The sequence below is a fragment of the Variovorax sp. 10N412 genome, from assembly GCF_056394985.1.
This window is the reverse complement of the sequence record NZ_JBFTIO010000002.1, coordinates 15287-27765: the sequence shown is the minus strand read 5'-3', so window position 1 is coordinate 27765 and position 12479 is coordinate 15287. Positions and strand designations below refer to the sequence as shown.

At 65.9% G+C, this 12479-nt stretch carries 11 protein-coding genes; 6 read left to right on the top strand and 5 right to left on the bottom strand.

The window, feature by feature from the left end:
* From AC1DJH_RS05660 to AC1DJH_RS05640, 5 genes are all read right to left on the bottom strand, one after another.
* Complete coding sequence (locus tag AC1DJH_RS05660; RefSeq protein ID WP_435487018.1) at positions 1 to 954, bottom strand: branched-chain amino acid ABC transporter permease; 954 nt, start codon at positions 952 to 954, stop codon at positions 1 to 3.
* A 103-nt stretch (positions 955 to 1057) separates the two neighbouring features.
* Positions 1058 to 2290, bottom strand: coding sequence for a branched-chain amino acid ABC transporter substrate-binding protein (locus tag AC1DJH_RS05655; RefSeq protein ID WP_478185009.1), 1233 nt, complete (start codon positions 2288 to 2290; stop codon positions 1058 to 1060).
* 218 nt (positions 2291 to 2508) lie between these two features.
* Positions 2509 to 3738 (bottom strand): branched-chain amino acid ABC transporter substrate-binding protein, encoded by a 1230-nt coding sequence (locus AC1DJH_RS05650; RefSeq protein WP_435440307.1) that lies wholly within the window; start codon positions 3736 to 3738, stop codon positions 2509 to 2511.
* Between the two features lie 141 nt (positions 3739 to 3879).
* Positions 3880 to 5523 carry a 3-(methylthio)propionyl-CoA ligase gene (locus tag AC1DJH_RS05645; RefSeq protein ID WP_435487020.1) on the bottom strand — a complete coding sequence of 548 codons (1644 nt, stop codon included), beginning with the start codon at positions 5521 to 5523 and terminating at the stop codon, positions 3880 to 3882.
* A gap of 115 nt (positions 5524 to 5638) precedes the next feature.
* Positions 5639 to 7471, bottom strand: coding sequence for a carboxylesterase/lipase family protein (locus tag AC1DJH_RS05640; RefSeq protein ID WP_478185008.1), 1833 nt, complete (start codon positions 7469 to 7471; stop codon positions 5639 to 5641).
* A gap of 139 nt (positions 7472 to 7610) precedes the next feature.
* Here AC1DJH_RS05640 and AC1DJH_RS05635 point away from each other — a divergent pair, with 139 nt between their 5' ends.
* The 6 genes from AC1DJH_RS05635 (at position 7611) to AC1DJH_RS05610 (ending at position 12402) form a co-directional block, all read left to right on the top strand.
* On the top strand, positions 7611 to 8705 hold the full coding sequence (locus AC1DJH_RS05635) for an AraC family transcriptional regulator (RefSeq protein ID WP_478185007.1): 1095 nt from the start codon (positions 7611 to 7613) through the stop codon (positions 8703 to 8705).
* A 72-nt stretch (positions 8706 to 8777) separates the two neighbouring features.
* A complete protein-coding gene (locus AC1DJH_RS05630) occupies positions 8778 to 10259 on the top strand; it encodes a protein adenylyltransferase SelO (protein WP_478185006.1) in 1482 nt (493 codons plus the stop codon).
* Positions 10256 to 10666: a peptide-methionine (R)-S-oxide reductase MsrB gene (gene msrB, locus AC1DJH_RS05625; protein WP_472112319.1), complete on the top strand. Its 411-nt coding sequence runs from the start codon at positions 10256 to 10258 to the stop codon at positions 10664 to 10666. The genes AC1DJH_RS05630 and msrB overlap by 4 nt, the downstream gene beginning before the upstream one ends.
* Positions 10663 to 11202, top strand: coding sequence for a septation protein A (locus AC1DJH_RS05620; protein ID WP_478185005.1), 540 nt, complete (start codon positions 10663 to 10665; stop codon positions 11200 to 11202). The genes msrB and AC1DJH_RS05620 overlap by 4 nt, the downstream gene beginning before the upstream one ends.
* Positions 11199 to 11480 (top strand): BolA family protein, encoded by a 282-nt coding sequence (locus AC1DJH_RS05615; protein WP_478185004.1) that lies wholly within the window; start codon positions 11199 to 11201, stop codon positions 11478 to 11480. The genes AC1DJH_RS05620 and AC1DJH_RS05615 overlap by 4 nt, the downstream gene beginning before the upstream one ends.
* A gap of 136 nt (positions 11481 to 11616) precedes the next feature.
* A complete protein-coding gene (locus AC1DJH_RS05610; RefSeq protein ID WP_435440315.1) occupies positions 11617 to 12402 on the top strand; it encodes a peptidylprolyl isomerase in 786 nt (261 codons plus the stop codon).
* Positions 12403 to 12479: the final 77 nt, after the last annotated feature.

Genomic DNA, 12479 nt, shown 5'->3' with positions numbered 1-12479 from the left:
TCAGTCCTCCCGGGTGCCAAGGAGGCCCTTGGGGCGGAAGATGAGGATCAGCACCAGGAACAGGTACGGCAGGATGGGCGCGACCTGCGAGATCGTGAGCTTGAGCAGCTCGTAGCCGAAGGTCTGGTCCGTCACCGCCATGCCGAACCACTGCAGCGCGCCCGCGAGCGACTGGTCCATGGCCACGGCGAAGGTCTGCACCACGCCGATGATCAGCGAGGCCAGGAAGGCGCCCGCCAGCGACCCCATGCCGCCGACCACCACCACCACGAAGATGATGGAGCCGACCGAGCCCGCCATGGCCGGCTCGGTGACGTAGGTGTTGCCGCCGACCACGCCGGCCAGGCCCGCCAGCGCGGCACCGCCGCCGAACACCATCATGAACACGCGCGGCACGTTGTGGCCCAGCGCCTCGACCATGTCGGGGTGCTTGAGCGCCGCCTGGATCACCAGGCCGATGCGCGTGCGCGTGAGCAGCAGCCACACCGAGACCAGCATCAGCACGGCCACCAGCATGATGAACGAGCGCGACTTGGGGAACTGCGTGCCGTAGAGCGTGAAGAGCGGGCCCTGCAGCGCCTGCGGCAGCCCGTAGGGCACCGTGGAGCGGCCCCACACCAGCTGCACGAGTTCGAGAATGAGGTACGAAAGGCCGAAGGTCACCAGCAGCTCGGGCACGTGGCCGAACTTGTGAACGCGGCGCAGGCAGTAGCGCTCGAAGGCCGCGCCCAGCGCGAACACCAGCAGCGGTGCGATGAACAGCGCCGGCCAGAAGCCCAGCACGCCCGAGATCGTGTAGGCGAAGTAGGCGCCCAGCATGTAGAAGCTGGCGTGTGCGAAGTTGAGCACACCCATCATGCTGAAGATCAGCGTGAGGCCGGAGCTCAGCATGAACAACAGCAAGCCGTAGCTCACGCCGTTGAGCAGCGAGATGACGAAGAATTCGACGTTCATCGGTCTTTCGTGTCAGGTGAAAAAAGAAAAAGGCCCGAGTGTTGAAGTCGGGCCTCGACCGCGTTGGCGTTTTCCGGAGCTCAGTGAGTCAGGACTCGGGAGGTCAGGAAGGACGCTTCATCTGGCACGACGTGGGCGTGCTCGCCACGTAGGCGTCGTAGTACTTCACCGGTGCCAGCGTGTAGCCGGTGTTCTCCGGGCTGTACGGGTACTTGGTGCTGGCCTTCTCCCACTTGGTGATGTACAGGCCTTGCTGCAGCTGGTGGTCGGTCTTGCGCAGCTCGACGTCGCCGTTGAAGCTCTTGAACTTCAGCCCTTCCATGGCGGCGGCCACCTTGACGGGGTCGGTCGACTTGGTCTTCACGAAGGCTTCGGTCAGTGCCTGGAACACGGTGTACACGTCGGTGGTGTAGAGGTCGTCGTTGAACTTCTTCTTGAAGTCGTCGGCGTACTTCTGCATGTCGCCGCCCATGTTGTAGTGCGCATAGCCGACCTGGTACACCTTGCCGTCGGACGCCGCGCCCATGGCGGTGGGCGTGCCTGTGGTCACGGCGTAGTAGGTCAGGAACTTGACGTTCAGGCCCGAGTCGTTGGCCGCCTTGATGAGCAGTGCCAGGTCGGAGCCCCAGTTGCCGGTGATGACGGTGTCGGCGCCCGAGGCCTTGATCTTGGCGATGTAGGGCGAGAAGTCGCGCACCTGCGCGAGCGGGTGCAGGTCGTCGCCCACGATCTGGATGTCGGGGCGCTTGACCTTCAGGTCTTCCTTGGCGAACTTGGAGACCTGCTGGCCGTGCGAGTAGTTCTGGCCGATGACGTAGACCTTCTTGATCTCCGGCTGGTCCTTCATCCAGGTGGTCAGCGCTTCCATCTTCATCGACGTGTCGGCGTCGAAGCGGAACTGCCAGTAGCTGCACTTGGCGTTGGTCAGCTCGGGGTCGACCGCGGCGTAGTTCAGGTACAGCGCTTCCTTGCCGGGGTTGCGCGCGTTGTTCTTCTCGAGCGCATCGATGATGGCCAGCGCCGGGCCGGAGCCGTTGCCCTGCACGATGTAGCGCGCGCCCTGGTCGAGCGCCGAGCGCAGCGCGCTGGTGGTCTCCTGCGGGCTGAGCTTGTTGTCGATGCCGATGATCTCGAACTTCACGCCCGCCGCGTTCTTCTTGTTGAACTCTTCGGCGAAGAATTGGAAGGTCTTGAGCTGGTTGGTGCCCACCGCGGCCATCAGGCCGGACAGAGGGTCGAGCCATGCGATCTTGACGGTTTCACCCTTCTGGGCGAGGGCACCGGTGGCGGTGGCCGCAATGACGGCAGCGGCAGCGATTTTCAGAGCGAACTTCAATCTATATCTCCTGGTCAAACCGAATCAGAACCGAATCAAAACGCAACACGAGCGTACAAGCGTTCGAAGCCCCTCCCCTCAGGGAATGCCCGTAAGAGGGCGCCTCGAAGGCCCGTTTCTATCGCGCAGGCGACACCGCGTTTCGCCGATTTGCTACCCGTCGGTAGCTCCTTGCTACCAGCGGGTAGGAATTGCTCAACAGCTGTGAACAACGGCGTTCAGGGGCGCTTCATCTGGCACGTGGTGGGCGTGCTGGCCACGTAAGACTCGTAGTACTTCACCGGCACATTGGTGTAGCCGGTGTTCTCCGCGTCGTACGGGTACTTGGCGCTGGCCTTTTCCCAACGCGAGATGTACAGGCCCTGCTGCAGCTGGTGGTCGGTCTTGCGCATCTCGACCTCGCCGTTGAAGCTCTTGATCTTCATGCCCTCGAGCGCCGCGGCCACCTTCACGGGGTCGGTCGACTTGGTCTTGGCGAAGGCGGCGTCGAGCAGCGCGAACACGTGGTAGATCGAGGCCTGCGTCAGGTCGTCGTTCATGCGCTTCTTGTAGCCGGCGAGCAGCTGCTGGATCTCGCCGCCCATGTTGTAGTGGGCGTAGGCCACGGTATAGACCTTGCCGTCGGACGTGGCGCCCATGGCCGTGGGCGTGCCCGCGCCCGGCGCGTAGTAGGTCAGGAACTTGACGTTCAGGCCCGAGTCGTTGGCGGCCTTGATGAGCAGCGACAGGTCGGAACCCCAGTTGCCGGTGATGACCGTGTCGGCACCCGAGGCCTTGATCTTGGCGATGTAGGGCGAGAAGTCGCGCACCTGCGCAAGCGGGTGCAGGTCTTCGCCCACGATCTGGATGTCGGGGCGCTTGACCTTCAGGTCTTCCTTGGCGTACTTGGCCACCTGCACGCCGTGGGCATAGTTCTGCCCGAGCAGGTAGACCTTCTTGATGTCGGGCTGGTCCTTCATCCAGGCGGTGAGCGCCTCCATCTTCATGGAGGTGTCGGCGTCCACGCGGAAGTGCCAGTAGCTGCACTTGCTGTTGGTCAGGTCGGGGTCGACCGCCGCGTAGTTCATGAACAGCAACTCCTTGCCGGGGTTGCGCGAGTTGTTCTTCTCGATGGCGTCGATGATGGCCAGCGCCGGGCCGGAGCCGTTGCCCTGCATGATGTAGCGCGCACCCTGGTCCTGCGCGGAACGCAGCGCCGCGGTGGTCTCCTGCGGGCTGAGCTTGTTGTCGATGCCGATGACCTCGAACTTCACGCCCGACTGGTTCTTCTTGTTGAACTCTTCAGCAAGGAATTGCGTGGTCTTGAGCTGGTTGGTGCCCACCGCGGCCATGAGGCCCGAGAGCGGGTCGATCCAGGCGATCTTGACGGTCTCGCCCTTTTGAGCGAATGTGGCGGTAACGCACACCAGCATTGCGCAGGCAGCTACTGACTTGATAGCAATTTGCATGAAGAGTCTCCAGTTTTGTTAGGCGGATGCCAGCGTACAAGCGCCCTTTTTTTCACCGCACAGGGATTGCCCGGAAGAAAAGCCGCGGGGGCGGCTTTCCTATCGCGTGCGCGACAGTGCAGCAGGGCTTGGCCTGCGGGTTCAGAGGGTGGGAAGCTTGTAGTCCTTCAGCAGCTCGCGCAGCCGCGTCTTCAGAATCTTCCCGGTGGCGCCGATCGGAATGGCTTCGACGAACACCACGTCGTCGGGAATCTGCCACTTGGCGGTCTTGCCTTCGTAGAACTTCAGCAGTTCGTCGCGGCTGACCTCGCCGCCGGGCTTCTTCGCCACGGCAATGATCGGCCGCTCGTCCCACTTGGGGTGGAACACGCCGATGCACGCTGCCATGGCCACGGCCGGGTGCGCCACGGCGATGTTCTCGATGTCGATGGAGCTGATCCACTCGCCGCCGGACTTGATCACGTCCTTGCTGCGGTCGGTGATCTGCAGGTAGCCCTCGGCGTCGATGGTGGCCACGTCGCCGGTGGGGAACCAGCCGCGGCCCTGCGCATCGGGAACGAGCGGGTCGCCGCCCTCGCCCTTGAAGTATTCCTTCACGATCCACGGGCCCTTGACCAGCAGGTCGCCGGGCGTCTTGCCGTCCCACGGCAGCTCGGCGCCGTCGCTGTCGACGATCTTCATGTCCACGCCGAAGATGGCGCGCCCCTGCTTCATGCGGATCTGCAGCTGCGCGTCGGGCGGCAGCGACAGGTGCTTGTTCTTCAGCGTGCACAGCGTGCCCAGCGGGCTCATCTCGGTCATGCCCCAGGCGTGCAGCACCTCGACGTTGAAGAGCTCCTGGAACGCCGTGATCATGGCCGGCGGGCAGGCCGAGCCGCCGATGACGGTGCGGTTGAGCTTGCTGAACTTCAGGCCGTGCGCCTGCATGTGGCCCAGCAGCATCTGCCACACGGTGGGCACGCCGGCGGCGAAGGTCACGCCTTCGGCCTCGATCAGCTCGTACACCGACTTGCCGTCCAGCGCCGGGCCGGGGAACACGAGCTTGCAGCCGACCAGCGCGGCCGAGTACGGAATGCCCCACGCGTTGACATGGAACATGGGCACCACCGGCAGCACCGAGTCCTGTGCCGACAGGCGCATGACGTCGGGCAGCGCGGCCGCGTACGCATGCAGCATCGTGGAGCGGTGGCTGTAGAGCGCGGCCTTGGGGTTGCCCGTGGTGCCGCTCGTGTAGCACATGCTCGAGGCCGAGTTCTCGTCGAAGGTGGGCCATTCGTAGTCGGTGGGCTGCGCGCCCATCCAGCTTTCGTAGCTCACGAGGTTGGGCACGCCGCTGTCTGCCGGCAGCTTGTCGGCGTCGCACAGCGCCACCCATTTGCGGATGGCCGGGCACTTGGCGTGCACGGCCTGCACCAGCGGCAGGAAGCTCAGGTCGAAGCACAGGATCTGGTCTTCGGCGTGGTTGGCGATCCACGCGATCTGGTCGGGGTGCAGGCGCGGGTTGATGGTGTGCAGCACGCGGCCGCTGCCGCTCACGCCGTAGTACAGCTCCAGGTGGCGGTAGCCGTTCCAGGCCAGCGTGGCGATGCGGTCGCTGAACAGCAGTTGCTCGCCGTCCAGCGCGTTGGCCACCTGCCTGGCACGCGATGCGATGTCGCTCCATGTGCAGCGGTGAATGTCGCCCTCGACACGGCGCGAGACGATCTCGCCGTCGCCGTTGTGGCGCTCGACGAACTCGATCAGCGACGAGATCAAAAGCGGTTGGTCTTGCATCAAACCCAGCATCTACGGACTCCTGAAAGAAATGACTTCATGAAAACTTGGCGATCAATGGATTCACGCAAGCTTCGGCCACTTCCACAATGACACAAACCCGCACTGCACGATTGAACGAAGCGGCTCACTCCACGCCGTTCTGCAGCGCGGTGGGTGTGGCGTCGAACAGCAGCTTCGACGGCCAGGGCGCCCAGGTTGCACCAAGTTCGGGCGTATTCGGGTCGCCCTTGCGCATGAAGGCGCCGATGCTGGCCATCACGGCGCCCGACAGCGCCAGGCGCCCCTTCTCGTTGGCCTTGCCGCCGATGGTGTTCGAGAGCACCGACGGCCCGAAATTGCCGAACACGAACGGCAGGTCGAACGCATGCGCCGCGCCGTACACCTCGTTCCAGGGGTAGGCCTCCTGCGCCCAGTCGAGCCGGTAGCTCCACAGGTTGGACTGGCGCGTCTTCATGGTGTCGAGCAGGTTGTCGCGGTTGGCCTCGAACAGCAGGCTGGTGACGAGCCGGGTCTTCGCGTTGTAGCCCGTCACGGCGGTACCTACCGGCAGGTAGGACGCATCGATGATGTCGCCCGAGGTGAGCGTCTGCGCGGCCGCATCGGGGTTGAAGTTCATCATCAGCGTGAGGCGCGCGGCGTCGTCGATCTTCCAGCCCGGGTTGCCGCCGAACAGCGGCAGCAACGATGCGAACAGCTTGCCCTCCTCGCGCGTGTTGCCCGCGATGGTCGGCACCTTCACGTACTGGTCGGCGGCAATGGCGTCGATCGGGTTCAGGGGTATCACCGTGCCGTCGGGAATGGGCGCCACTGCGCTCAACCCGGCGTTCAGCACCGTGGTCAGCAGCGCCCCGCCCTCCTTCGCGCGCAGGTAGGCGGCAATCTGGGCCGGTGTGCGCGAGGCGATGTAGGTGGCGGCGGCCCCGGCATTGGCCGCGGTGCCATCGGCCACGAGCAGGCTTTTCAGAATGCCGTCGCCCTGCGCGAGCGACACCGAAGCCGGGTTCAGCGCCGGCGACGCGCCGGGCTTGCCCACGAGGTTGCTCGCCATCGAGATGCCGCCGCTCATTTCGATGGCCTTGTGGAACAGGCCCTTGGCCATCGGCGAGGTCATGATGGCCAGCAGGTTGGTGGCGCCAGCCGATTCGCCCGACAGCGTGACGTTGCCCGGGTCGCCGCCGAAGGCGGCCACGTTGTTCTGGATGAAGCGCAGCGCGGCCATGTTGTCGAGCAGCGCGAAGTTGCCCGAGTCGTCGCCCGCGGTGCCGCCGGGGCGCAGCTGCGGCACGTTCAAAAAGCCCAGCACGCCGAGCCGGTAGCTGGCGGTGATGACCACCGCGTTGGCGGCCTTGGCCAGCTTCGCGCCGTCGTACAGCGGGTCGGCCGTGTAGCCGGAGATGTTGCTGCCGCCATGCACGAACAGCAGCACCGGCAGCTTCTTGTCGGGGGTGGCCGGACGCCAGACGTTGACGAACAGGCAGTCTTCGCTGCCGAGCGGCTTGCCCAGCGTGGAAACAATGGTGGCGTCGTAGGTGTTGTTGGCGCCGGGGCCGAAGATGCGGCCGATCTGCAGGCAGGCCGCGCCGAAGGTCTTCGCCGCGCGAATGCCGCTCCAGGCCTCGGGCTCGACCGGGGCGCGCCAGCGCAGCTCGCCGGACGGCGCCTTGGCGAAGGGCACGCCCTTCCAGAACCAGGTGCCCGAAGCGGCGCTGTCGTCCACGCCTTCGATCTTGCCGGCCGTGGTCTGGCGGACCATGGGGCCGTCGGCCGCGGGCTCGGGTGGGGGCGCAGGGGCCGGCGCGGGCGCGGGCGCACTCGGCAGGAAGGCGAAGCCGGGCGCGCCCGACGATCCGCCGCCGCAGGCCGCGAGGGCTGCCGTTGCCGCCACGATGGCGATGGCCCTGGCCACCGCCGCCTTTCCTGCCGCGCCCTGGTCCTGTGCTGCTGCCGCTGTCTTCATGTTTTGTCTCCACACCGGGTTAATCGGAATTCCTGGCTCGGTGCGCGGCGGCCATACTGGAATTCGACCGGGCCGCCACGCACCAAAAAATTCTAGAAACGGGCGCCGTTTTCACCGCTATCGCAAGCGAGCCAAATCAATGACTTCAGAAGCCTCCACGTCGCGCCCCGTGCGCCGGCCGTCGCGCCGCCCCGGCTGCACGCAGCCGGAGCTGCGCACCAGCTCGGCGGCGTGGCTCGAAGGCGTGCTGTCGATGTTCGAGGCCGAGGGGCTGGACGTACCCCAGCTGCTGCGCGACGCCGGCTTCGACCCTGATTCGCTGCACCGGCAGAACGCCCGCATCCCGGTCGACGAGATCACCGTGCTGTGGCAACTCGCCGTGGCGCGCGCCGGCAAGGCCACGCTGGGGCTGCACCGCGACTTCGCCTCCACGCACAGCAAGCTGGGCACGGTCGGCCATGCCATGGCCTGCAGCCCCGACCTGGGCGCGGCGCTCGCGCGGCTGGCCCGCTACATGGCGGTGATCTCGGACGCGACGGCGTTCTCGCTGCAGGCCGACGCGCGCGGCTGCTGGCTGGTCATGGAACACACCGGCGGCAGCCTGCCCATTCCGCGGCAGCGCGTGGAGTTCGCATTGCTCACCACGCTCATGCAGTGCCGCTGGCTCACGCGGCGCGACGTGCAGCCACTCGCCATGGAGTTCGTCTACCCCGCGCCCGCCAGCGACCGGCTGCACCGCGAGGCCTTCGGTTGCGACGTGCGCTTCAACGCCGCGGCCAACCGCCTGCTGATTTCCGCCGCCGACATGGCCATGCCGCTGCCCACCGCCCATCCGGTGCTCGGCGAGATGCAGGAGCACCTGCTCGACGACCAGCTCACCCTGCTGGGCCAGACCACCACCAGCAGCCTGGTGTGCGCCGAGATCGCGCGCCGGCTGCAGCACGGCGAGCCGCGCCGCCAGGACGTGGCTTCGGGCCTGGGGCTGGCCGAGCGCACCCTGCAGCGCCGGCTGCAGGAAGAGTCGGAGTCGTTCCAGTCGCTGCTCGACCGCACCCGCCGCGAACTGGCGCAGCAGTACCTGGCGGAAGACCGTCACACGCTGACCGACGTGGCCGACATGCTGGGCTTCGTGGACAGCAGCAACTTCTTTCGCGCCTGCAAGCGCTGGTTCGGCGTGCCGCCGGCGCAGTACCGGGCGCGCATCTGGCACGGCCCGGCGGCGCTCGCCGCCTAAGCAGTCGAACCGGGCGCGGGCCCCGATGGCCCGTTCGGCCAGGGGTTTCGTGCTCTGCCGGACAATCCGGGCATGAGCTTGCTTGCTGAAGACACCGAGGCCGCGGACCTGGGACTGCGCTGGAAACCCGGCTTTTCGACCCTGGGCCCCGCGTTTTTCACCGAACTGCGGCCCACGCCCCTGCCCGATCCGTACTGGGTGTGCCGCAGCGACGCCGTGGCGCGCGATCTGGGCCTGCCGGCCGACTGGCATTCATCGGCCAGCACGCTGTCGGCGCTGACCGGCAGCCTGCCCGTTGCCGGCACGCAACCCTTCTCCACCGTCTACAGCGGCCACCAGTTCGGCGTGTGGGCCGGCCAGCTGGGCGATGGCCGCGCCATCATGATCGGCGAGACCGAAGCCGGCCTCGAACTGCAGCTCAAGGGCGCGGGCCGCACACCCTACTCGCGCGGCGGCGACGGCCGCGCCGTGCTGCGCTCCAGCATCCGCGAATTCCTCTGCAGCGAGGCCATGCACGGCCTCGGCATTCCGACCACGCGCGCGCTGTGCGTGACCGGGTCGGACGCCCGCGTGCGGCGCGAAGAACTCGAAAGCGCGGCCGTCGTCGCGCGCGTGGCGCCCAGCTTCATCCGCTTCGGCCACTTCGAGCACTTTGCGGCCAACCAGCGGGAAGACGAGTTGCGCGCGCTGGCCGACTACGTCATCGACCGCTACTACCCCGCCTGCCGCACCACCGAGCGCTTCGGCGGCAACGCCTACGCCGCGTTCCTGGAAGCCGTGAGCGAACGCACCGCCGCCCTGCTCGCGCAATGGCAGGCCGTGGGCTTCTGCCACGGGGTGATGAACACCGACAACATGAGCATCCTCGGGCTCACCATCGACTACGGCCCGTTCCAGTTCCTCGACGGCTTCGACCCGCGCCATATCTGCAACCACAGCGACACCAGCGGGCGGTACGCCTTCAACCAGCAGCCCAACGTGGCGTACTGGAACCTGTTCTGCCTGGCACAGGCGCTGCTGCCGCTGATCGGCGAGCAGGAAGTGGCCGTGGCCGCGCTGGAGTCGTACAAGACGGTGTTTCCCACCGGGTTCGAAGGCCGCATGCGCGCCAAGCTGGGCCTGGCCGATGCGGCCGAGGGCGACCGCGCGCTCATCGAGGGCGTGCTCAAGCTGCTGGCCGCGGGCAAGGTCGACTACACGATCTTCTGGCGCCGGCTGTCCGACCACATGGCCGACGGCAACGTCGAACCGGTGCGCGACCTGTTCCCGGACCGCGAGGGCTTCGACGCGTGGCTGCTATCGTTTTCAGAGCGGCACACCGCCACTGGGCGGGCGCAAGCGGCCGATTTGATGCGCAGGTCGAACCCCAAGTTCGTGCTGCGGAACCACCTGGGTCAGCAAGCCATCGAAGCAAGTCAGCAAAAGGACCACTCGGGTGTGGCAACCTTGCTGGCCCTGCTGGAAACCCCCTTTGAAGAACATGCCGGCGCCGACGCCTATGCCGGCTTCCCGCCCGACTGGGCCTCCACGATTGAAATCAGCTGCTCCTCATGACCGCTCCCGTTGAAAAGACCGATGCCGAATGGAAAGCCCTGCTCGCTGAAAAAGGGGCCGAGCCGGCCGCCTTCGAGGTGACGCGCCACGCCGCCACGGAGCGCCCCTTCACCGGCAAATACGAAGCGCACTGGGACGACGGCACCTACCACTGCGTGTGCTGCGGTGCCAAGCTGTTCGAGTCGGGCACCAAGTTCGACGCGGGCTGCGGCTGGCCCAGCTTCTCCGAAGAAGCCGTGCCCGGCGCCATCCGGAACATCGTCGACCGCTCGCACGGCATGGTGCGTACCGAGAACGTCTGCGCGAACTGCGGCGCCCACCTGGGCCACGTGTTCCCCGACGGCCCCACGGAAACCGGCCTGCGCTACTGCATGAACTCGGCTTCGCTCGAGTTCCAGAAAAAATGAAACTGCTCCTCGACTTCTTCCCGATCCTGCTGTTCTTCGTCGCCTACAAGCTGGGCGACATCTACACCGCCACCGGCGTGCTGATGGCCGCCACCGTGGTGCAGATGGCCATCATCTATGCCATGGAGCGCAAGCTGCAGGCCATGCAGAAGGCCACGCTGGTGCTGATCCTGCTGTTCGGCACGCTCACGCTGGTGCTGCACGACGACCGCTTCATCAAGTGGAAGCCGACGGTGCTGTACGGCGCGATGGCCGTTGCGCTGGCGGTGGCGCTGTGGGCGCTGAAGAAGAACTTCCTGAAGATGCTGCTGGGCCAGCAGCTGGAGCTGCCCGAGCGCGTCTGGAGCCGGCTGAACGTGGCGTGGATCGGCTACTGCCTGTTCATGGCGCTCATCAACGGCTACGTGGCGGCGTACTTCACGACCGAGGCCTGGGTCAACTTCAAGCTCTGGGGCTATGCGTTCCCCATCGTCTTCCTGGTGGCGCAGGGCCTGTACATCGCGCCCCACCTGAAAGAAGACAAGCCCACCGCATGACGACCAGTACCACCATCCCCCTGCCCACAGTGGCAGCCCTCGAAGCCGCGCTGCTCGATGCTCTGACGCCGACGCAGCTCGAGGTGATCGACGAAAGCGCCGCGCACGCGGGCCATTCGGGTGCCAATGCGGACGGCTTCGGCACGCATTTCCGGGTGCGCATCGCCTCCCCCTTGTTCGACGGAAAGCCCCGCGTGGCGCGGCATCGGCTTGTGTATGATGCCCTCCAGGTTTTTATTGCACAGGGTCTGCACGCCATCGCCATCGAGGTGCTCTGAGTCTTTCCACGGAAGCGCACGCCGAATGTGCCGTGATTCCGGGCTCCCCTTCTTTCCCTCTGTTCCGTCGCTCTCCGCTTTCTTTCACGCGCGTTTTCCTACACGCGCATTTCCTTCCCAGCTCGATATTCATTCCATGAAAAAACAAATCTTGCAGGCCGTCGCGGCCGCAGTGCTGCTCGGTGCCACGTCCATGTCGGCTCTGGCGCAGAACGCAGCCATCGTGAACGGCAAGCCGGTGCCCAAGGCCCGCATGGACGTTCTGGCGCAGCAACTGGCAGCCGCAGGCCGCCCGGTGACGCCTGAAATGCAGAGCCAGCTGCGCGAGGAAATCGTGGCGCGCGAAGTGTTCATGCAGGAAGCGCAGAAGCAGGGCCTCGACGCCAACGAGGACTACAAGAACCAGCTCGAACTTGCACGCCAGGCCATCCTGATCCGCGCGCTGTTCGAGAACTACCGCAAGACCAACCCCGTGTCGGACGCCGACGTGAAGGCCGAGTACGACAAGTTCGTGGCGGCCAACGGCGGCAAGGAATACAAGGCGCGCCACATCCTGGTGGAAACCGAGGACCAGGCCAAGAAGATCATGGCCGACCTGAAGAAGGGCGCCAAGTTCGAAGACATCGCCAAGAAGCAGAGCAAGGACCCGGGTTCGGGCGCCAACGGCGGCGACCTCGACTGGGCCAACCCCGCCAGCTTCGTGCCCGAGTTCTCGGAAGCCATGATCAAGCTCAAGAAGGGCGAGACCACCCCGGCGCCCATCAAGACGCAGTTCGGCTATCACATCATCCGCGTGGACGACATCCGCCAGGCACAACTGCCAAAGCTGGAAGAAGTGAAGCCGCAGATCACGCAGCAGCTGCAACAGCAGCGCCTGCAGAAATACCAGGAAGACCTGCGCGCGAAGGCGAAGGTCGAGTAAGCCTCGGCTTTCTTCTTCCCCATGAAAAAACGGCCCGCGGGCCGTTTTTTCATGGGGCTGCCGCAGCAGCCTTCGGG

What these genes read in the sequence shown, in the direction of transcription:
- AC1DJH_RS05660 (WP_435487018.1), bottom strand. Translation starts at nt 954, where the DNA reads ATGAACGTCGAATTCTTCGTCATCTCGCTGCTCAACGGCGTGAGCTAC.
- AC1DJH_RS05650 (WP_435440307.1), bottom strand. Translation starts at nt 3,738, where the DNA reads ATGCAAATTGCTATCAAGTCAGTAGCTGCCTGCGCAATGCTGGTGTGC.
- AC1DJH_RS05645 (WP_435487020.1), bottom strand. Translation starts at nt 5,523, where the DNA reads ATGCTGGGTTTGATGCAAGACCAACCGCTTTTGATCTCGTCGCTGATC.
- AC1DJH_RS05640 (WP_478185008.1), bottom strand. Translation starts at nt 7,471, where the DNA reads ATGAAGACAGCGGCAGCAGCACAGGACCAGGGCGCGGCAGGAAAGGCG.
- AC1DJH_RS05635 (WP_478185007.1), top strand. Translation starts at nt 7,611, where the DNA reads ATGACTTCAGAAGCCTCCACGTCGCGCCCCGTGCGCCGGCCGTCGCGC.
- AC1DJH_RS05630 (WP_478185006.1), top strand. Translation starts at nt 8,778, where the DNA reads ATGAGCTTGCTTGCTGAAGACACCGAGGCCGCGGACCTGGGACTGCGC.
- msrB (WP_472112319.1), top strand. Translation starts at nt 10,256, where the DNA reads ATGACCGCTCCCGTTGAAAAGACCGATGCCGAATGGAAAGCCCTGCTC.
- AC1DJH_RS05620 (WP_478185005.1), top strand. Translation starts at nt 10,663, where the DNA reads ATGAAACTGCTCCTCGACTTCTTCCCGATCCTGCTGTTCTTCGTCGCC.
- AC1DJH_RS05615 (WP_478185004.1), top strand. Translation starts at nt 11,199, where the DNA reads ATGACGACCAGTACCACCATCCCCCTGCCCACAGTGGCAGCCCTCGAA.
- AC1DJH_RS05610 (WP_435440315.1), top strand. Translation starts at nt 11,617, where the DNA reads ATGAAAAAACAAATCTTGCAGGCCGTCGCGGCCGCAGTGCTGCTCGGT.